Below are 18,756 nucleotides of genomic sequence, written 5' to 3'. Positions count from 1 at the left end.
CGCAACCGCGCGAGGTCATGAACGTGGCGGTATTGGCGGAATCCGAACTCGGCTCGGAGGCACAGCGGGAACGCCGCAAGCGGATCCTGGACGCCACCATGGCCATCGCGTCCAAGGGCGGCTACGAGGCGGTCCAGATGCGCGCGGTCGCCGACCGCGCCGACGTGGCAGTGGGGACGCTGTACCGATATTTCCCCTCGAAGGTGCACCTGCTGGTGTCGGCCCTGGGCCGGGAATTCAGCCGCATCGACGCCAAGACCGACCGCTCGTCGGTCGCCGGGGGCACGCCGTTTCAGCGGCTGAACTTCATGGTCGGCAAGCTCAACCGCGCGATGCAGCGCAATCCCCTGCTCACCGAGGCCATGACGCGGGCCTACGTCTTCGCCGACGCCTCCGCGGCCAGCGAGGTCGACCAGGTTGAGAAGCTCATCGACTCCATGTTCGCCCGGGCGATGGCCGACGGCGAACCGACCGAGGACCAGTACCACATCGCCCGGGTGATCTCTGACGTCTGGCTGTCCAACCTGCTCGCCTGGCTCACCCGGCGCGCCTCCGCCACCGACGTCAGCAAGCGGCTGGATCTGGCCGTGCGGTTGTTGATCGGCGACCAGAACGGCGGCTAGGCGGCGATCGCAAGCGCGGCGTTGCCGGGCGCTGGGGGTACCCCCGCGAAGCTGGGGGACGGGTCGCCGCATCAGACTAGGCCGGCGGACCGGCGGTGCGCCCCCGGATCAGCTCGGTAGCCAGGACCTCCGCGACCGGCAGGCCTGACCGCGGCGGACTCAGCAACAGCTCACCGGCCCGGCGGCCCTTCTGCAGGCTCGGCTGAGACACGGTGGTCAGCCCACGGCCGATCGCGTCAGGCACGCCGTCGAAACCGGTGACCGTCATCTGCCCGGGCACGTAAATGCCATGTGCGCGAAGGTAATCCATGGCGGACAGGGCCAAGATGTCGGCCGTGCACATCAGCGCGGTGATCCGCGGATTGGCCTCCAGCGCCGCCTTGGCGGCGGCTCCCCCGGAATCCGGCAGGTGCTCGTAGCTCTCCACCACGGTCAGCGCATCGCGGTCGACGCCGGCGGCCGTCATCGCCTCCCACACGCCGATGATGCGTTCACGCTGCACGTCGAAGGCCGGCGACCGCAACCGGTCCGCGTCCACCAGCCCCTGCCGGCGGTCCCGGCCCAGCCGCATCGTCAGCAGCCCGATCTCGCGATGCCCCAGCCCGAGCACGTAGTCCGCCAGCTCGCGCATCGCCGCCCGGTCGTCGATGCCCACCCGGGACACACCGGCGAGCCCCTTCGGCTGGTCGACGACCACGACCGGCAACCGGCGCTGCAAGACGACCTGCAGGTACGGATCCTCTTCGCACACCGAATACACCACGAAGCCGTCCACACCGGCGCCGAGCACCGCGCCCGTACCGTCCTGGATGCTGCGGTCCGGCCCGACGGCCACCAGCAGCAGTCCCTGCCCCAGCTCTTCGCAGGACTGGGCGACCCCTGCAACGAAATCCCGTGCCGCCGGGTCGCTGAAGAAGTAGGTCAGCGGTTCGGCCATCACCAGCCCGACAGCACCGGCCTTGCGGGTGCGCAGCGAGCGCGCCACCGGATCGGGACCCGGGTAACCCAGCCGCTTGGCCGTCGCCAGCACGCGCTCACGCAGGTCGGAAGAGAGCTGATCCGGCCGGTTGAAGGCGTTCGAGATCGTGGTGCGCGAAACCTTCAGTTCGTCCGCCAACGACGCCAGAGTCGCACGCCGGCGCGGTGCGGGGCTCACGGTCGGTGACGCTACAGCGAATCCGCACGCGCGCCTAAGCGGCTTCCACTCGTCACTTTGTAATGGAAACGATTTTCATTAGTATTATGTGTCGGCCAGTCGGCCAGCGAGAGGACATCGGACGTGCGCATGGCGCTCAAGCGGGGACGAAGCGCGGCCGCCAACGCACTGCGTTGGCTGCCTGCCGTGCTGGTCCTGCTTGCTGCCGGCACCGCTCCCACCGGCTGCGGCAGCCCGGCGCATCCGCGCGCGGCCGCCGTCGTGGCCTCCACCGGTGTATGGGGCAGCGTGGCCCGCGCCATCACCGGCCGTCGCGTCGCGGTCAACGCCCTGCTGGCCGGCGGCGACACCGACCCGCACTCCTACCAGGCCAGCCCATCGGACGCGGCCGCCATCACCGACGCCAGCCTGGTCGTCTACAACGGCGGGGGCTACGACCCGTGGGTCGACCAGGTGCTGGCCGGGCATCCCGGCGTGAAATCGATCAACGCCTATGCGTTCCTGAAAAACGCCGGGACGGCAGAGCAGGCCAACGAGCACGTGTTCTACAACCTGGACGTCGCCAAATCGGTCGCGTTCGCCATCGCCGACCGCATGGCCGTAGTCGACCCGGTCCACGCCGCCGACTACCGCGCCAACGCCGCCGAGTTCTGCCGCGGCGCCGACGCGATCGTCATTTCCGAACACGCCATCGCCAGCGCATACCCCGGCACCGGGGTCATCACGACCGAACCTGTCGCGTACTACCTGCTGGCGGCGTCCGGCCTGGTCAACCGCACCCCGCAAGCCTTCACCGCGGCGAACGAGAACGAAACGGATCCTGCGCCGGCCGACATGGCCTTCGTCCTCGACCTGATCGACCATCGTCAGGTGTCGGCGGTGCTGATCAACCCCCAGACCTCGACCGCCGCGATCAACGGCGTGCGGGATGCCGCGCGCCGCGCGGGCCTGCCGGTGACCGAGGTGAGCGAGACGCTTCCCGACGGGACCGATTACCTGAGCTGGCAGCGCAACACGGTCAACCAGCTGCTGACGGCGCTGCAGTCCGGCCGGTCAGTACAGCCGTGAGCCTCGATGCGGTCCCGGCCGTCGACCGCTACCCGGATACCGTCTCGCTGCGGGGGGCCCGGCTGGCGTTCGGTGACCGCGTGCTGTGGGATCACCTCGACCTGTCGGTGTCGCGGGGCGAGTTCATCGCCGTCCTCGGTCCCAACGGCAGCGGCAAGACGTCACTACTCAAGGTGCTGCTGGGCCAGCTGTCGCTGTCCGCCGGGGTCGCGCTGGTGGACGGAAAGCCGATGAACTCGGGCAGCGGACGCGTCGGCTACGTGCCGCAACACCGACCGATGGACCACGACGTGATGCTGCGTGGACGCGACCTGGTTCGGCTGGGCGTCGACGGACACCGTTGGGGCGCCATGCCCCTGAGATCCGCCGACCGGGCCCGCCGGCGCGCGGCCGTGCGCGAGGCGCTGCGACAGGTCAACGCCGAACACCTGGCCGACGTCCGGGTGGGGGTGATGTCGGGCGGCGAGCTACAGCGGATTCGCATCGCGCAGGCGCTGGTCAGCGACCCGATGCTGCTGCTGTGCGACGAGCCGCTGCTCGCCCTGGACCCGGCGAACGCGAAGCTGGTGTCCGCCCTGATCGACCGCCGCCGCCGCGATGCGTCGACCACCGTCATCGTCGTCACCCACGACGTCAACCCGATCCTGTCCTACGTGGACCGGTTGATCTATCTGGTTGACGGACGATTCCGGATCGGCACCGTCGAAGAAGTGATGACCACGGAGACCCTGTCCATGCTGTATGGGGCCGACATCCAGGTGGTGAAGGTCAAGGACCGCTACGTGGTGGTGGGCGAGCCGACCGACTGGGCCCACCAGTGAACCATCGGCTCACGGGCGTCCTGGCCCACCTGCTCGACTTCGACGTCACCGCCCATCTGCTCGGCCACGACTTCGTCCAGCAGGCCCTGCTCGCGGCCGCGCTGCTGGGGCTGGTGGCCGGGTTGATCGGGCCGTTCATCGTGATGCGTCAGATGTCTTTCGCCGTGCACGGTTCCAGCGAATTGTCGTTGACGGGAGCGGCTTTCGCACTGCTGGTCGGCGTCGAGGTGGGGGTGGGCGCGCTGGTCGGCAGCGCTTTGGCGGCCGCGCTGTTCGGCGTTCTGGGGCGGCGGGCCCGCGAACGCGACTCGGTCATCGGCGTGGTGCTGGCCTTCGGCCTGGGCCTGGCCGTGCTGTTCATCTACCTGTACCCGGGCCGGACCGCGACCAGCTTCGCGCTGCTCACCGGACAGATAGTCGGCGTCGGCTACACCGGACTGAGCATGCTGGCGCTGGTGTGCCTGCTCGTCATCGCCATCATCGCGACGTGCTACCGCCCGCTGTTATTCGCCACCGTCGACCCCGACGTCGCCGCGGCCCGCGGCGTGCCCGTTCGCGCGCTGGGCATCGTGTTCGCCGCACTGGTCGGCGTGGTGGCCGCTCAGGCCGTACAGATCGTCGGGGCGCTGCTGGTGATGTCGTTGCTGATCACGCCGGCCGCCGCGGCCGCCCGAGTGGTGGCCTCGCCGGCGGCGGCGATGGTCACCTCAGTCGTCTTCGCCGAGGTTTCCGCCGTCGGCGGCATCGTGCTATCGCTGGCGCCGGGTGTCCCGGTGTCGGTCTTCGTCGCGGGGATTTCGTTCGCGATCTATTTGTTCTGCTGGCTGCTGGGACGACGGCAGGAAGCCGCCTCCTAAGCTTGTCGGCACAGACGGGCCCCGCGTCCGAAAGGCTCTGGTGCGTAGGCAACTCCCAATACTCCTGCAGGCGGCGGTGTGCGCCCTCGCGGCCGGCTGCACCACCGTCGTCGGCGGAAGCGCAGCGCCCGCGGACACCCGCGGTCCGCTCACGCAGGCCCCGGTGACCGTCACCACCCTGGACGGGCTGCTGCTCGACGACAGGAAGGTCAACGACATCCTGGGGGCGGGAATGCGAATCCGGTTTCGCACGCAGGAGATGTGGGACTCGAGCCAGACGTTCAGCGAGAAGAGCTGCCTGGCGATGGCCGGGCCCGCCCAGCAGGCCGTATATGCGGACACCGGATGGACCGCGGTGCGCGGCGAGCGACTGGACGACAGCTTCGACAACCCCAAGGTGCGCAACGACTCCGTCAACCAGGCCGTGATCGCCTACCCCACGGCCCGCCAGGCCAACGCGTTCTACGAGGCCTCGGTCAGGAGGTGGTCCGCCTGTGCCAACCGCCGCTTCGTCGACCATCCCGCCGGCCAGCCCGAGATCGCGTGGGCGGTGGCCGATTCCCACCAGGTCGGCGGCACGCTCAGCACGTCCGAAGAGCAGGTGGGCAGCGAGGACGGCTGGCGGTGCCAGCGCGCGCTGACCGCGCGCAACAACATCGTCATCGATGTGGCCGCCTGCGGCTCCTTCCTACCCGGTGGGTCCGCGGTCGACGTCGCCCAACAGATCGCGGCCGCGGTCGTCACCCGGTAGCGACGGGGAAGACGACCGCCTCTCCGGATGGCACTGGCGCCGCCCCATAAGCTGGGCGGGTGGCCCGCATCGACCTCAACGCCGACCTGGGCGAGGGCTTCGGCGTCTGGCGCCTCGGTGATGACGAGGCCATGCTGCGGATCGTCACCAGCGCCAACGTGGCGTGCGGGTTCCACGCCGGGGATCCAGCCGGATTGTTGCGGGTCTGCCGGTCCGCCGCCGAGCGCGGCGTCCGCATCGGGGCGCAGGTGAGCTATCGCGACCTGGCCGGTTTCGGCAGGCGCTTCATCGACGTCGCCGCCGACGACCTGGTCGCCGATGTGGTGTATCAGATCGGCGCGCTGCAGGCGGTCGCGCGCGCATCGGCTTCCGCGGTGTCCTACGTCAAACCCCATGGCGCGCTGTACAACACGATCGTGACCAACCGCGATCAGGCGGCCGCCGTCGCGGAGGCGGTGCGGCTGGTGGACCCGGCGCTGCCGGTGCTGGGCATGGCGGGCTCGGTGTTCTTCGACGAGGCCTCGCGCCGCGGCCTGCGCACGGTGGCCGAGGCCTTCGCCGACCGCGCCTACCGGGCGGACGGCCAGTTGGTGTCCCGCCGCGAACCCGGCGCGGTGCTGCACGACCCGGCGGCGATCGCCGACCGCGTGGTGGGCATGGTGGCCTCCGGCCGGGTCACCGCCGTTGACGGCACACCGATCGCGGTCAGCGTGGAATCGGTCTGCGTGCACGGCGATTCGCCCGGTGCGGTGCAGATCGCGACCGCCGTCCGCGACCGGCTCGCTGCCGCCGGCGTCGAGATCGGGGCGTTCGGCTGATGCGGCTGAAACTCGGCCGGCCCGACATCGGACGGTATGCGGATCGGTTCGACGCGCCCGGCGCCGAACCCGGATCCCTGTCGGTGACGTGGATGGGCGTGGCGACGTTGCTCATTGACGACGGGTCGTCGGCGCTGCTGACCGACGGCTACTTCTCCCGGCCGGGCCTCGCGCGGGTGGCGGCCGGCAGGGTGGCGCCGTCGCCGGCCCGCGTGGATGGTTGCCTGGCCCGGGCCAAGGTGTCCCGGCTGGAGGCCGTGATCCCGGTGCACACCCACATCGACCACGTGCTGGATTCCGCGCTCGTCGCCGACCGCACCGGGGCACGACTGGTCGGCGGCCGGTCGGCGGCCAACGTCGGGCGCGGATACGGACTTCCCGAGGACCGGCTCGTCGTCGCCGTTAGCGGCGAGCCGATTACGTTGGGCGCCTTTGACGTAACGCTGGTCGAATCGCATCACTGCCCGCCGGACCGGTTTCCCGGCGTGATCGACGCGCCGGTGACCCCGCCGGTCAGGGCGTCCGCCTATCGCTGCGGGGAGGCCTGGTCGACGCTGGTGCATCACCGTCCGTCGGGCCGGCGGGTGCTGATCCAGGGCAGCGCCGGTTTCGTCAAGGGCGCGCTGGCGGGCCACCGCGCCGAAGCGGTCTATCTGAGTGCCGGGCAGCTGGGCCTGCAACCGAGGCCGTACCTGGTCGACTACTGGACCGAGACCGTGCGCGCGGTGGGGGCACGCCGGGTGATCCTCATTCACTGGGACGACTTCTTCCGGCCGCTGTCAAAGCCGCTGCGGGCCTTGCCCTATGCGGGCGATGACCTGGACGCATCGATCCGCATCCTGGACGAGTTGGCCGCACAGGACGGTATCGCGCTGCACCTGCCGACGGTGTGGCGGCGCGAAAACCCCTGGGCGTGAAGCGGTTATAAAGCCTTGACCCTGACACTTGCGCTGGTGCTGCTCGCTGCCGTCCTGGCCTTCGCCGTCGTGCGCCCGAGGGGCTGGCCGGAGGCGGCGGCGGCGGTCCCCGCGGCCCTCATCCTGATCGCGGTGGGCGCCATATCGGTGCATCAGGCGGTCGAGGAGGTGGCCGGTCTTTCGGGGGTGGTCGGGTTCCTGGGCGCGGTGCTGGTGCTGGCCAAGCTGTGCGACGACGAGGGCCTGTTCGAGGCGGCGGGTGCGGCGATGACGCGCGGCCGCGTGGGGTCGAGCGGCCTGCTGCTGCGGGTATTCGCCATCGCCTCCCTGATCACCGCCGTCTTGAGCCTGGACACCGCGGTGGTGCTGCTGACCCCGGTCGTGCTGGCGGGCGTCCGCCGGCTGCGAACCCCGGTGCGGCCGTACGCCTATGCCACCGCGCACCTGGCCAACGGCGCCTCCCTGCTGCTGCCGGTGTCCAACCTGACCAACCTGTTGGCGTTTCACACCGCCGGCCTTTCGTTCACGCGGTTCACCTTGTTGATGGCGTTGCCGTGGGTGGGCGCGGTGGTCACGCTGTATGCGGTATTCCGCTGGTTTTTCGCCGCCGACCTGCGCGTGCAGCCGCACCCTGAGCAACCCGAGCCGGCGCCGCGGCCGCCGATTTTCGTGTTGGCGGTGGTCGGGCTGACGCTGGCCGGCTTCGGGGTCGCCCAGTCCATCGGGGTGGCCCCCGCCTGGGTGGCGCTCGCCGGCGCCGCGGCCCTGGCCGTGCGCAGCCTGAGCCGTGGGCACACCTCGGTGGTGGACATCGCGCGCTCGGCGCACGTGTCGTTCCTGGTGTTCGTGCTGGCACTGGGCGTCGTCGTGCGGGCAGTCATGCTCAACGGCATGGACAGGGCGATGTCGGCGGTGCTGCCGGCCGGTTCGACACTGCCCGCGCTGCTCGCCATCGCCGCGGTGGCCGCGGTGCTGGCCAACGTCGTGAACAACCTGCCCGCCACCCTTGTGTTGCTGCCACTGGTCGCGCCAAGCGGGCCGGTCGCGATTCTGGCCGTCCTGCTCGGGGTCAACATCGGACCCAATCTGACCTACGTCGGGTCCTTGTCGAACCTGTTGTGGCGGCGCGTGCTTCGCCAGCACGATGTGGATGCCGGTGTCGGGGAATACACCCGCCTGGGGCTGTGCACCGTGCCCGTGTCGCTGGTGGTCGCGGTCGTCGCGCTGTGGGCGTCGGCCAGGGTGCTCGGCGTCTAGCCGATCGCCTCCCTGAATTCCACGCCCTGCTGCAGCGCTTGCGCGGCTTCGGCGATGTCCACAACGGGATAGACCTGGTAATCCAGGATCGTGGCGAATTGGCTTGTGGTCTCAACCAAATCGGCCGGGTTGTCGGACTCCACCACCGCGAATCCACCACCGCCGTCGATGCGGCCGACGAACTGGTGATACATCGTGGTCTGCGGTTGCGACCACTTCGAGTATGCGGCCAAGCCCCGTCGCAGACTTTCGTCGTTCTCGGCCGCCGTGCCGTTCAAGCGATATGTCCAAGCCACTACGTACTTCATCGCGCTCTCCTTTTCTCGTTGGGATCGCAACGATATGGCCGATTTCCGTTGTGCTCACGAGTACTCGACTACTCGAATATCCCGTGCGTCAGTCAGACACCGGTCCCGATCGGATTATTGATGCCAGTTCCTCGCGGGACTGGGCGCCCACCCGCTGGCAGGCCCGGTAGACATGACCCTCCACGGTGCGCACGGACATCACCAATTTCTCGGCGATCTGGCGGTTGGACAGACCGGCCACGACGAGTTCGATGACATCGCGCTGGCGACCCGAGAGTTTGAGACCCGCCGGAGTCCGCAACGCGGGCGTGCACAAACCGCCACATTCCTCGGCCAGTTCACGGGCCAGCGCCGACGCATAGAGCCCGCGCTTGTGCTGCTGCCCTTCGATGAACGCAACAGAGGCCTGCGCCGCCGCGTCGGCGGACGCGGCCCGATCGCCGATTGCGCGGTAGGCGGCCGAAACCGCCAGGAGCCCTTCGCCGTTCCCGGCCCGCAGGGCCTCGGCGTGCGAGGCGATGGCCTCGGCCAGCGGCAGCGACAGCACGTCGGCCAGCGCCCGGGCCCGCGCCGCGCCCGAGGCATCCCCCCATTGCGTCGCGGCTTGTAGGCAGGCCAGTTCGTGGGTCGGCTGGCCGCGGTCGCGCGCGAGTTGCGCGGCCGCCTGTGCGGTCGCCACGGCCTCGCCCAGGCGACCGCTTGCCGCCAGCGCCCACCCACCGGCCAGCGACAGGCCGGTGTGCATGAACAAAAAGTCGGCGGGCACGCAGGCCCGCGCCCCGGCGACCGCGTTGTTCGCTTCCGCCGCGTGCCCGAGCTTGCCGTGCGCCTCGGCCAACGCGAAATAGCTCGCCGGTCTTAAACCGGTTGTTATGGCGTGTATTTGCGCCCCGGCAAGCGCTTCGTGCACCAGCCGGACCGCGTCGGCGACGGCGCCACGCGCCAAGTCGGCGTTTCCAAGCAGGAGGGCCAGGTTCGCGTAGGCCAGACCCGGGATGTCGCGGGCCGAGTCGGCCACTTCCTTTGCCAGGATGACGAATTCCTCGATGCGCCCTGTCAACCGGCAGGCCCGGCCGTACACCGCGCCGAACCAGAACCGCATGTGCGACGCCTCAAACGACGTCGTCGCCCGGCGTAGCGCCTGCTCGGCCACGCTTGCCAGGCAGTCGACCTCCCCCAACGCCCCCATGGCCATGATCAACGCCAGCGACGCCATCATCGCGTGGAAGTCTGGCAGCGTGTCTGAATCCAGTGCGGCCCTGGCTCTTTCGGAGGCGATCTCGCAGCGCGCGGCCACCGCATCCAGGCACGCCTGCACCGCCAAACGCTCGGCGACCTGCGCCGGCGTCTCGCGGGTCACGGCCAGGCCGTCGAGGATCTCCGAGGCGTCCGCCGGCCTGCCGAGCATCCACACCAGGTTTGCCGCGCGCAGGGTCGCCCAGTAATGGCCATCGGGCGGATCGCCGTCGGTGATCGCGCGCAGCGCCAACTCGGCCTGCTCCCCGCGGCCGAGCAGCATCAGGTTCATCGCCCGCACCCCCGCCGCCCCCGGTGCCCCGGCCTGCGCCGCGGCGTTGGCCAGCCGGTCGGCCAGATCCAGATCCAACAGTGTCATCGCATGCCGCGCCGAATCCAGATACAGCTCGGGTTGCGGGGCCAGATCCGACTCCAGGCTCAGCAACGCCCGACGCACCGTGGCTTGCACATCGGCGTCACCGTCCCGCCCCAGCCGCGTCGCCAACCGGCCCCGCACGTTCGACAAATACATCTCGCCGGCGCCCGCGCGGCGAAGCTCACCGAACAGCGGGTGTGCGAGTCTGGCCATCAACCCCCTGGCTGTGCGTTCGACGTTCACCAGGCCCATCGCTTCGGCCGCCACCAGGTCCTCGCGACATACCAAGTCGCACAACAAGTCGACGGGTAGCGGCTCGCATTGGGAGAGCGTGTCGACCACCAGCGCCAACGGCGGCGTCAGGCGACCAAGTTGGCGTCCCACCGTGTCGGACAAGCTCGCAGAGACCGCGACGTCTCCGTCCCACATCCACACCCCGGCCACTTGGCGAACCCGTCCGGCCGCCATCTGATCGCTCAGCAGCTGCCGAAGAAACAGCGTGTTCCCCCCGGTGAGCCGCCGGAACCGGGCCGCGCAGCGCGCATCCACCGGACCGCCCAGCGTGCGCTCGATCACCTCGCGCGTCGCCGCAGCCGAAAGCGGCTCCAAATCCAGGCGAGTCAGCAGGCCGTCCTTCCACAGCGCCGTCACCGCATCGGGCTCTTCGCTGCCGGAGCGCACCGTGACCACCAGCCGGGCCCCGCCGGACTGTGCCAGCTGGTGAATCACGAGCGCGGACAACCCATCCAGCAGGTGCGCGTCGTCAACGCCCACCACCACCCGGCCCCGGCGTTGTCGCGCCACAAACGATTCGATCACGCGCCGCACGTTGGACAGCGGATCCGACATCCCGTCGCCCAGTAGGCCGATGAACGCCCCGAGGGGCAGCGCATGGGCCGACTGGGTGCCGACAATCCATTGGGTGCGCTCGCCCGACGCCCCGGCGCGCCGCAGCGCTTCGCGGGCCAACCGGGTCTTGCCCACCCCGGCGCCGCCTGCGATCAACACCCCGGAGTGCTGGTCAGCGCCGCTCAGGGCGCGGCGAATGGTTGCCAACTCGCTGTCGCGCCCAATCAGCAGGTCGCCGCCGATCACGCGGCGACTATAGCCGCGTGGCGGCACCGCGGGGGCCGGATTGCCACCGTTTCGGGTGCGCTTTGACCGGCCGGTGTCCACAGCCGGTGCCCGACTCGCGTATCCGACTACGCTATCGGCGCCCACCGAGCGCTGTGAGCATGACTTTTGTCAGCCAACGGTCAGAAAGGCGGAGTGCCATGTTCGACATGAAGGCCAAGATCGGCAGTCACGCGGTGGTGTTGGGAGCGAGCATGGCCGGTTTGCTGGCCGCGCGATCGCTAGCCGACTTCTTCGACACGGTGACGGTCGTGGAGCGTGACCCACTCCCCGACGCCCACGCCCCTCGCAGGGGCGTGCCGCAGGGCAGGCACTTGCACGCCCTGTTGGCCCGTGGAGCACAGGTGATCGAGGGGATGTTCCCCGGCGTCCTCGACGAGATGGTCCACGACGGCGCGCACCACTTCGACGGCGGGGATCTCTCCGAGCTCTACTACAACGTGGGCGGACACCTGATGGCGCGCCGCGGCAGCGCGACCGGGCTGACCGCCTACAGCGCGACACGGCCCTTCCTCGAAGACCACGTCCGCACGCGGCTGCGCGAGATTCCCAACGTCACCCTGCTCGACGAGCACTTCATCCTGGGCCCGGTGTCGACCCTCGACCACCACCGCGTCACGGGAGTACGGGTGGTCTGCGGCCGTACCGGCGAACCCACCACGCTGCCCGCCGAGTTGGTCGTCGATGCCACCGGGCGGGCCGCCCGTACCCCGACCTGGCTGGACAACTTGGGGTACGACCGCCCGCATGAGGATCGCGTCGACGTGCAGCTGACCTACGCCAGCCAGGCGCTGCGCATGACGGCCGAAGCGCCACGGGAGCTCGGCTTCCTCATCGGTATCGTGCCCGGCAGGCCGAGAGGTTGCGGCCTGTTGCACTGCGAGGACGACACCTGGCTGCTCACGGTGATGGGGGTGGCCGGCCAGGAACCGGCGTCGCTCGATCTCGCGGAGATGTGCGATTTCGTGGCGGACTGCGCGCCGGCCCACCTGCTCGCCGCGGTGCGAGCCGCCGAACCCATCGGCGAACCGGTGCGGCACCGGACGCCGTGCAGTCGATGGCGCCGCTACGACAAGCTGCGGCGCTTCCCCGAGGGCCTGCTGGTCATCGGCGACGCGATCTGCAGCTTCAACCCGATCTACGGCCAGGGCATGACGGTCGCCGCGCTCGAGGCGTTGGCGCTGCGCGACTGCTTGTCTGCCGGTACCGACGATTTGGCGCGGCGCTTCTTCCGCGCCGCGGCAGCGCCGATCCGCCAGGCTTGGCAGCTATCGACCAACCCCGACCTTGCCCTTCCCGAAATCCACGGCACCGCACCGCTCGTCGCGCGGCTGTTCAACAAATACGTTGATCGGGTGCTCGCCGCGGCCGAAAGCGACACCGCCGCGCTGAATCAGTTCATCAGAGTGACCTCCCTCGTCGACCCCGCGACGCGACTGTTGCGCCCGAATATGATCTGGCGCGCCGCCCGCGGGCGCCGACCCGGCATCGATGCCGATATCGCGCCCGCCGACGTTCTGGTGAAAGCGCCGCGCTGACGCTAAGCCCGGTGGTAGGCCGGCGGCAGCGGCATCCCGAGTTCGGCCAGCACGCCGCGCAACCGGGTCGGGAAGTCGGTGATGATGCCGTCTACGCCGTCGGTGATCTGTTCGCGCATCGCGGCCGTATCGTCGACCGTCCACGGGATCACCTTCAGCCCCAACGCATGCGCGCGATCGACGTACGGTCTGCCCGCGACCAGCTGGTACCTGGGCGAGATGATCTCCGCGCCCACCAGCTTCGCCCCGATCATCGGGTCGCCGATGGCGACGACGTTCTCCCCGGCCAGCCATGGCGAATCCGGCACCCAGGTCTCCTCGTTGTACAACGCTACCAACGGAATAGACGGCTCTTCCCGGTGCACCAACGGCAGGGTCCGCCAGTCGAAGCTCTGGATCTCCACCCGGTCGATCTTGGCGGCCGACCTGACCGCGGCGAGTATCACGTCGACGAACTGTTGGGGATCGGCCGAGGTGCCGGGTTTGTCGGCTGCCACCTTCGTCTCGACGTTGTAGCGCACGGCCGCATGGTAGGAATCGGCCAGCGCGAACACCTCCGCCAGGACGGCTATCTTGTTGCCCCGCACCACTTCAGCGTTGGGAAATTCGGCCAGCCGCCGCCCGCAGTCCAGCGTGCGAATCTGGTTCAGGGTGAGTTCGTGCACCAACTTGCCGACGTAGGGATACTGCGGATCGCCGGGGAAGGCCGGCCCGGTGTCGGCGCATTTCTCGGCGTCGATCGTCGGATCGTGCCACACCAGCGGTTGCCCGTCCCTGGTGATGTTGATGTCGAGTTCGAGTGTGCTGACGCCCAATTCGAGTGATTTCGCGAAGGCGCGCAACGACTCTTCTGTGGTCTCCCCGCGCCCGCCGCGATGAGCCTGCAGGTCGAATTCGGGGGCTTGGGCGCCGGCCGCGGGCGCCAGCACAACGAGTAGGGCCAGCGCGGCTCCGAGGCGCACGGGCCACCGGCGCACCGGAGCTAAGCCCTGCGCTGGCGCGCGATTTCGGCGAGCACCACCCCGGCGGCCACCGAGGCGTTCAGCGATTCGGCGTGCCCGGCCATCGGAATGGACACCACCTCGTCGCAGTTCTGCCGCACAAGTCGTGACAGCCCTTTGCCTTCGGATCCGACGACCACCACCAGCGGGTCGGCGCCGTCGATGTCGTCGACGACGGTGTCACCGTCGGCGTCCAGGCCGATCACCCGGATGCCGCGGTCGGCCCAATCCTTAAGCGTCCTGGTGAGATTGGTGGCCCGTGCCACCGGGATCCGCGCCGCGGCCCCGGCGCTGGTGCGCCAGGCCACCGCCGTCACCGACGCCGAGCGTCGCTGCGGGATCAGCACACCGTGGCCGCCGAACGCCGCGACCGAACGCACGATCGCACCGAGGTTGCGCGGATCGGAGATGTTGTCCAGCGCGACCAGCAGGGCGGGCGGTGAGTTGATCGCGGTGGTCAACAGGTCGTCGGGGTGGGCGTAGTCGTACGGCGGCACCTGCAGTGCGATGCCCTGATGCAGGTGGTTGCTCGTCATCCGGTCCAGGTCGGCACGCGGTATCTCGAGGATCGATATGCCCGCATCCGCTGCGCGGGTGACGCTTTCGGTGACCCGCTCGTCGGCCTCGGTGCCCAGGGCCACGTATAGCGCGGTCGCCGGCACCCCGGCCCGCAGGCACTCCAGCACCGGGTTGCGGCCGAGCACCGTCTCCGTCTCGTCGGTGGCGCGCTTGGCCGGCCGCCGCGGCGACTGGGCGCGTTTGGCGGCGGGATGGTTCGGACGCAGGTGCGCCGGCGGTGTGGGACCGCGGCCCTCGAGCGCACGGCGACGCTGGCCGCCCGAACCCACGGTGGGTCCCTTCTTGCTGCCCGCTTTGCGTATTGCTCCGCGGCGCCGCGAATTGCCGGCCATCTAGTTGCCGTGCTTTTCTTCGCGGGCCAACAGCTCCCACTGCGGCCCGTCCGCGGTGTCGGTGACCTCGATGCCGGCGATCTTCAGCCCGTCCCGAATCTCGTCGGCGAGCGCCCAATTGCGTTGCTCGCGAGCCTTTTCCCGGTTCTGCAGTTCGGCACGCACCAACACCTCGACCGCGGCCAGCGCGGCCGTCGTCTCGTCGCGGGTTTCCCAGCGTTCGTCGAGCGGGTCGCAGCCCAAGATACCCATCATGGTGCGGATCGCGCGGGCATGCTGCAACGCGCCGTCGTGGTCGCCGGTGTCGAGGGCGCGGTTGCCCTCGGCCCGGGCGTGGTGCACCTCGGCCAGCGCGGCCGGAACCGCCAGGTCGTCGTCGAGCGCCTCGGCGAACCGCGGGGTCCATTCGCCGGGCTCGACGGCTCCGACGCGAACGCGGACGCGGTGCAGGAACTCCTCAACGCCCACATAGGCTTTCACCGCGTCCTGCAGTGCGGTGTCGGAGAATTCCAGCATCGAACGGTAGTGCGCGCTGCCCAGGTAGTAGCGCAGCTCCGCCGGGCGCACCCGCTGCAACAACGCCGGTATGGCCAACACGTTGCCCAGCGACTTGCTCATCTTCTCGCCGCCCATGGTGACCCAGCCGTTGTGCAGCCAGTAGCGGGCGAATCCGTCACCGGCGGCGCGGCTCTGCGCGATCTCGTTCTCGTGGTGCGGGAAGACCAAGTCCATCCCGCCGCAATGAATGTCGAATTCCGGCCCCAGGTAGGTGCGGGCCATCGCGGAGCATTCCAGGTGCCAGCCCGGGCGGCCGCGCCCCCAGGGTGTGGGCCACGACGGCTCGCCGGGCTTGGCGGCCTTCCACAGCGTGAAGTCGCGTTGATCGCGCTTGCAGGTGGCCACGCCTTCGCCCTGATGGACGTCGTCGATCTTGTGACCGGAAAGCTGGCCGTACTCCGGGTAGCTGAGCACGTCGAAATAGACGTCGCCGCCCGCCGGGTACGCGTGGCCGGTTTCGATCAGGCGGTCCATCAACTCGACCATCTGGGTGATGTGCCCGGTGGCGCGTGGCTCGGCCGACGGCGGCAGGACGTCCAGGGCGTCGTAGGCGGCGCTGAACGCGCGCTCGTAGGTGGCCGCCCACTCCCACCACGGCCGGTCGGCCGCGGCGGCTTTGTTGAGGATCTTGTCGTCGATGTCGGTGACGTTGCGAATGAAGGTGACGTCGCAGCCGCGCGCCATCAGCCAGCGGCGCAGGATGTCGAAGGCCACGCCGCTGCGGACATGGCCGATGTGCGGCAGGCCCTGAACGGTGGCGCCACACAGGTAGATGGAGACGTGGCCCTCGCGCAGCGGAACGAAATCACGGACGGCACCGGCCGCCGTGTCGTGTAGCCGCAAGCGGGCGCGATCGGTCACGACGTGCCAGCTTACCGGGTGGTTCCGAGTTGCCCGGCGCTGCGCGCGCCTTAACCGGCGGCGATTACCAACGCGGTGGCGATGGCGGCGCGGCCCTCGCCGCGGCCGGTCAGGCCGAGCCCGTCGGTCGTCGTCGCCGCCACCGAGACCGGAGCCCCCAGCAGCTCCGATAGCACGCGCTGCGCCTCGGCCCGGCGCGGACCGACCTTCGGCTCGTTGCCGATCAGCTGCACCGCGGCGTTTCCGACCCGAAAACCGTCCCGAGCCACCAGATCGGCGACGTGGCGGAGCATGTCGGCGCCGCTGACCCCTTTCCAGCGCGGGTCGTCGACCCCGAAGACGGCCCCGATGTCGCCCAGCCCCGCGGCCGACAACAGCGCGTCGCACAGCGCGTGCGCCCCCACGTCACCGTCGGAGTGGCCGGCGCAGCCGTCGGCGCCGGGAAACAGCAGACCCAGCAGCCAGCAGGGCCGCCCGGGTTCGATCGGGTGCACGTCGAGCCCGAGGCCGACCCGAGGCAGCTCGCTCACCGGCGCACGACCGCTTCGGCCAGCAACAGATCGAGCTGGGTGGTGATCTTGAACGCCAGGACGTCGCCGTCGACCACCTGGACCTGGCCGCCGACGTGCTCGACGAGCGAGGCGTCGTCGGTGAAATCGGCGGTTCCCGCGCGCTGGTACGCCCGCAGCAGCAAGTCACGGGCGAAGCCCTGCGGCGTCTGCACGGCGCGCAGTCCGGCCCGCTCGGGCGTACCCAGGACCACGCCGTTGGCGTCCACGGCCTTGATGGTGTCATGCAGGGGCAGCGCGGGCACGACGGCGTTGTGCCCGGCCCGCAACGCGTCCACCACGCGCACGATCAGTTCGGGCGGCGTCAGGGCGCGTGCGGCGTCATGGACCAGGACGAAATCGGGTTCACCGGCGAGGGCCGCCAGCGCCAGGCTCACCGATGTGGTGCGATCGGCACCGCCGGGGACGACGGTCGCTCGCTCCCCCAGGGCCTGCTTGGCCTCGTCGACGCGGGCCGCCGGGACAGCCACGACCACGTGGTCGACGACTCCGGATTCCAGCAAACCCTCGACGGCGCGGTCCAACAGGGTGCGCCCGTCGACCTCGCAGAATGCCTTGGGGACACCGGCGCCCAGTCGCTCGCCCGACCCTGCGGCCGGGACCACTGCGACAACCGTGCCCGAGGAGATCGTCCCCGTGACCACCGAAAAATCAGGGCCTTCAGGAAGCGGCGGCCAGAACCTCGTCGAGGATGGTTTCCGCCTTGGCGTCGTCGGTGCTCTCGGCCAGTGCCAACTCGCCGACCAGGATCTGGCGGGCCTTGGCCAGCATGCGCTTCTCGCCGGCGGACAGGCCACGTTCCTGGTCCCGACGCCACAGGTCGCGAACTACCTCGGCCACCTTGTTGACATCGCCGGAGGCCAGCTTTTCCAGATTGGCCTTGTAGCGGCGCGACCAGTTGGTCGGCTCTTCGGTGTGCGGAGCCCGCAGCACCTGGAACACCTTGTCGAGGCCTTCTTGCCCGACGACGTCGCGAACACCGACGTACTCAGCGTTGTCGGCGGGTACTCGAACTGTGAGGTCTCCCTGCGCCACCTTCAAGACGAGATATTCCTTTTGTTCCCCTTTGATGGTGCGGGTTTCAATCGCCTCGACTAACGCAGCACCGTGATGCGGGTAAACAACGGTGTCGCCGACCTTGAAGATCATCTGATTCGAGCCCCTTTCGTTACTTCAGTCTAACACGGCCGCCCAATCGCGCGTGGAGCAACGATGCAGGTCAGGGGCACAACACGCGCAGATTAGGGGTTGACAGGGGGAGGAGAACGTGCAGTGACGCACATTACCAATGCGTCCGTTCGGCCCCGAGGGCGGCCCCTGAGCGCCGGAAAAGACCCCGCTGGATGGGCTGCCGGGCTGGTCTGACGCCCCGCGCTACCGCGCGCGAAACGTTCCTACTACTGTGCATAGTTGCATCAGTCGAACCGGCCCAGCAGGAGGCATTGAGTGAACCGATTCGAGATCAGCCTCTCGTTCCGGGCCGCGCTCGTCGGCCTCGTCGCGGTGCTCGCGGTCCTGCTGAGTGGCTGCGGGGCCGGCCAGGTCTCGCAGATGGCCGTCCAGGAGCCCGCCATCAACGGCAACAAAGTCACCTTCAACAACGTGGCGCTGCGCGACATCCGCATGCAGGCCGCGCAGACCGGTGCAGCCGTGCAGCCGGGCCGGACGGTCGATCTGGTGCTGGTGGCCATCAACCAGTCGCCGGACGTGCCGGACAGGTTGGTGAGCATCACCAGCGACGTCGGTTCGGTGGCCTTGAGCGGAGACGGCCGCCTGCCCGCCGGCGGAAGGCTGATGATCGGGACGCCGGAGGGACAGAGGGTGGCGCCCGGGCCCTTGGGCGCCAACACCAACGCCGCCAAGGCGACGGTCACCCTAGCCAAGCCGGTCAGCAACGGCCTCCTGTACAACTTCACCTTCAATTTCGAGAAGGCCGGGCAGGCCACCGTGCTGGTGCCGGTTTCGGCCGGGTTGAACCCGCCCCAGCAAAGCTAGG

19 protein-coding genes are annotated in these 18,756 nt (G+C 69.5%); 10 read left to right on the top strand and 9 right to left on the bottom strand.

Annotated elements, in window-relative coordinates; genetic code table 11:
• Positions 1-23 precede the first annotated feature (23 nt).
• Entirely contained in the window at positions 24-623 is a 600-nt protein-coding gene (kstR, locus tag A5758_RS12170; protein WP_040621610.1) for a cholesterol catabolism transcriptional regulator KstR, read from the top strand.
• A gap of 76 nt (positions 624-699) precedes the next feature.
• On the opposite strand, the gene A5758_RS12165 is transcribed toward kstR, so the two are convergent.
• A complete protein-coding gene (locus tag A5758_RS12165) occupies positions 700-1,779 on the bottom strand; it encodes a LacI family DNA-binding transcriptional regulator (RefSeq protein ID WP_067740145.1) in 1,080 nt (359 codons plus the stop codon).
• A 129-nt stretch (positions 1,780-1,908) separates the two neighbouring features.
• Here A5758_RS12165 and A5758_RS12160 point away from each other — a divergent pair, with 129 nt between their 5' ends.
• From A5758_RS12160 to A5758_RS12130, 7 genes are read left to right on the top strand one after another with little or no spacing between them, the layout of a single operon-like run.
• Positions 1,909-2,847, top strand: a complete 939-nt coding sequence (locus A5758_RS12160; protein ID WP_067740143.1) for a metal ABC transporter solute-binding protein, Zn/Mn family — start codon at positions 1,909-1,911, stop codon at positions 2,845-2,847.
• Positions 2,844-3,668, top strand: coding sequence for a metal ABC transporter ATP-binding protein (locus A5758_RS12155; RefSeq protein WP_067204269.1), 825 nt, complete (start codon positions 2,844-2,846; stop codon positions 3,666-3,668). Before A5758_RS12160 ends, A5758_RS12155 begins: the two co-directional genes overlap by 4 nt.
• Positions 3,665-4,525, top strand: a complete 861-nt coding sequence (locus A5758_RS12150; protein ID WP_067204265.1) for a metal ABC transporter permease — start codon at positions 3,665-3,667, stop codon at positions 4,523-4,525. Before A5758_RS12155 ends, A5758_RS12150 begins: the two co-directional genes overlap by 4 nt.
• A gap of 40 nt (positions 4,526-4,565) precedes the next feature.
• Positions 4,566-5,276 (top strand): sensor domain-containing protein, encoded by a 711-nt coding sequence (locus tag A5758_RS12145; protein ID WP_231987296.1) that lies wholly within the window; start codon positions 4,566-4,568, stop codon positions 5,274-5,276.
• A gap of 59 nt (positions 5,277-5,335) precedes the next feature.
• Positions 5,336-6,094 carry a LamB/YcsF family protein gene (locus A5758_RS12140; RefSeq protein WP_067740141.1) on the top strand — a complete coding sequence of 253 codons (759 nt, stop codon included), beginning with the start codon at positions 5,336-5,338 and terminating at the stop codon, positions 6,092-6,094.
• On the top strand, positions 6,094-7,011 hold the full coding sequence (locus A5758_RS12135) for an MBL fold metallo-hydrolase (RefSeq protein WP_067740139.1): 918 nt from the start codon (positions 6,094-6,096) through the stop codon (positions 7,009-7,011). The genes A5758_RS12140 and A5758_RS12135 overlap by 1 nt, the downstream gene beginning before the upstream one ends.
• Positions 7,012-7,026: 15 nt before the next feature.
• The gene (locus tag A5758_RS12130; protein ID WP_067740137.1) at positions 7,027-8,268 is read left to right on the top strand and encodes an SLC13 family permease; all 1,242 of its coding nucleotides are present in this window, start codon (positions 7,027-7,029) and stop codon (positions 8,266-8,268) included.
• Here A5758_RS12130 and A5758_RS12125 read toward each other — a convergent pair.
• Positions 8,265-8,576: a DUF3303 domain-containing protein gene (locus A5758_RS12125; RefSeq protein ID WP_067740130.1), complete on the bottom strand. Its 312-nt coding sequence runs from the start codon at positions 8,574-8,576 to the stop codon at positions 8,265-8,267. The two genes, A5758_RS12130 and A5758_RS12125, sit on opposite strands and share 4 nt — an antisense overlap.
• Positions 8,577-8,664: 88 nt before the next feature.
• Positions 8,665-11,283 carry a LuxR family transcriptional regulator gene (locus A5758_RS12120; RefSeq protein WP_067740288.1) on the bottom strand — a complete coding sequence of 873 codons (2,619 nt, stop codon included), beginning with the start codon at positions 11,281-11,283 and terminating at the stop codon, positions 8,665-8,667.
• 179 nt (positions 11,284-11,462) lie between these two features.
• Here A5758_RS12120 and A5758_RS12115 point away from each other — a divergent pair, with 179 nt between their 5' ends.
• Positions 11,463-12,860, top strand: coding sequence for an NAD(P)/FAD-dependent oxidoreductase (locus A5758_RS12115; RefSeq protein WP_231987295.1), 1,398 nt, complete (start codon positions 11,463-11,465; stop codon positions 12,858-12,860).
• A gap of 2 nt (positions 12,861-12,862) precedes the next feature.
• Here the strand turns inward: A5758_RS12115 and A5758_RS12110 are convergent, their stop codons facing one another.
• The 6 genes from A5758_RS12110 to carD are packed head-to-tail and all read right to left on the bottom strand — an operon-like array spanning position 12,863 to position 17,909.
• Positions 12,863-13,822 (bottom strand): glycerophosphodiester phosphodiesterase, encoded by a 960-nt coding sequence (locus A5758_RS12110; protein ID WP_067740285.1) that lies wholly within the window; start codon positions 13,820-13,822, stop codon positions 12,863-12,865.
• A 20-nt stretch (positions 13,823-13,842) separates the two neighbouring features.
• Entirely contained in the window at positions 13,843-14,772 is a 930-nt protein-coding gene (gene rlmB, locus A5758_RS12105) for a 23S rRNA (guanosine(2251)-2'-O)-methyltransferase RlmB (protein ID WP_067204245.1), read from the bottom strand.
• A complete protein-coding gene (cysS, locus tag A5758_RS12100; RefSeq protein WP_067740128.1) occupies positions 14,773-16,191 on the bottom strand; it encodes a cysteine--tRNA ligase in 1,419 nt (472 codons plus the stop codon).
• A gap of 50 nt (positions 16,192-16,241) precedes the next feature.
• Positions 16,242-16,721, bottom strand: a complete 480-nt coding sequence (ispF, locus tag A5758_RS12095; RefSeq protein ID WP_067740126.1) for a 2-C-methyl-D-erythritol 2,4-cyclodiphosphate synthase — start codon at positions 16,719-16,721, stop codon at positions 16,242-16,244.
• Complete coding sequence (gene ispD / locus A5758_RS12090) at positions 16,718-17,389, bottom strand: 2-C-methyl-D-erythritol 4-phosphate cytidylyltransferase (RefSeq protein WP_067204485.1); 672 nt, start codon at positions 17,387-17,389, stop codon at positions 16,718-16,720. Before ispD ends, ispF begins: the two co-directional genes overlap by 4 nt.
• Positions 17,390-17,420: 31 nt before the next feature.
• The gene (gene carD / locus A5758_RS12085) at positions 17,421-17,909 is read right to left on the bottom strand and encodes an RNA polymerase-binding transcription factor CarD (protein ID WP_007166539.1); all 489 of its coding nucleotides are present in this window, start codon (positions 17,907-17,909) and stop codon (positions 17,421-17,423) included.
• Positions 17,910-18,206: 297 nt separating this feature from the next.
• On the opposite strand from carD, the gene A5758_RS12080 reads away from it, so the two are divergent.
• Positions 18,207-18,755 (top strand): hypothetical protein, encoded by a 549-nt coding sequence (locus A5758_RS12080; protein WP_067740124.1) that lies wholly within the window; start codon positions 18,207-18,209, stop codon positions 18,753-18,755.
• Position 18,756: the final 1 nt, after the last annotated feature.

Origin of the sequence: Mycobacterium sp. 852014-50255_SCH5639931 (assembly GCF_001665605.1) — a bacterium.
GTDB classification, from domain to species: domain Bacteria; phylum Actinomycetota; class Actinomycetes; order Mycobacteriales; family Mycobacteriaceae; genus Mycobacterium; species Mycobacterium paraffinicum.
Note: the sequence above shows the minus strand (reverse complement) of the source record. Positions and strands in the feature narration are given on the sequence as shown.

What these genes read in the sequence shown, in the direction of transcription:
- A5758_RS12135 (WP_067740139.1), top strand. Translation starts at nt 6,094, where the DNA reads ATGCGGCTGAAACTCGGCCGGCCCGACATCGGACGGTATGCGGATCGG.
- A5758_RS12115 (WP_231987295.1), top strand. Translation starts at nt 11,463, where the DNA reads ATGTTCGACATGAAGGCCAAGATCGGCAGTCACGCGGTGGTGTTGGGA.
- A5758_RS12160 (WP_067740143.1), top strand. Translation starts at nt 1,909, where the DNA reads ATGGCGCTCAAGCGGGGACGAAGCGCGGCCGCCAACGCACTGCGTTGG.
- A5758_RS12125 (WP_067740130.1), bottom strand. Translation starts at nt 8,576, where the DNA reads ATGAAGTACGTAGTGGCTTGGACATATCGCTTGAACGGCACGGCGGCC.
- rlmB (WP_067204245.1), bottom strand. Translation starts at nt 14,772, where the DNA reads ATGGCCGGCAATTCGCGGCGCCGCGGAGCAATACGCAAAGCGGGCAGC.
- carD (WP_007166539.1), bottom strand. Translation starts at nt 17,909, where the DNA reads ATGATCTTCAAGGTCGGCGACACCGTTGTTTACCCGCATCACGGTGCT.